A 685-nucleotide genomic window follows, 5' to 3' on the forward strand; every position below is an offset into this window, starting at 1 on the left:
GAAAGTATTGATAGCTAGTATAAGACAACTCGGACTCTTTCTTCAGTAGTTTCTTCCAGAAGCGTTTGAGTCGTCTGTACTTCTTTTGGTCTTCTCCATTGGACGTTCGAAGTCGATTCATGACTTTTACGCGTGTTTTGTTCATCGCTCGGTTCACGAGCTGAACGATATGAAATCGATCAATAATGATATCAGCGTTTGGAAACAGTTCAGGGATGAAGCTGACGTAACTGGCATTCATGTCTGTCGTAATCGTTTTGACCTGATTTCTCTGGTTTTGGCTGTATCGAGAACAGAAGTGATCTTTGATTGTACGAGTATCTTTGCTTTCTAAAATATCTAGTATCGTTCCTGTTACGACATCAATATACTCAAAAGCCATTTGCCCATTACCATACTTAAACTCATCAAAAGACAAGTTCTCCGGCAATGAATGATAGTAAGGTCGATAATACTTCACCTGTTCATTGATGATTCTTTGAATCGTTGTGGAAGAGACATTCGTCTCTTCTGCCAAGCTCTTGATCGAACGAGCATCAGCTGACTTCGCCAGTATTTCTGCTTTGATAAAATTAGAGATAAAACACGCCTCTTTTACAATCGGTGTTTCCGCAGTAAATGTTGCCTCACAAGATGTACACTTGAACCGCTGCTTTTTCACTCTAAGATAGGTCGGGTAAATGCC

General features: G+C 40.3%; 1 protein-coding gene. It reads right to left on the reverse strand.

Features of this window, described 5'->3' with window-relative positions:
• A partial coding sequence (locus tag ACEN4I_RS13415; RefSeq protein ID WP_407127853.1) for an ISL3 family transposase occupies positions 1-685 on the reverse strand: 685 nt, incomplete at both ends.

The sequence above is a fragment of the Desemzia sp. FAM 23990 genome (assembly GCF_045528485.1).
Classification (GTDB): Bacteria; Bacillota; Bacilli; order Lactobacillales; family Carnobacteriaceae; genus Desemzia.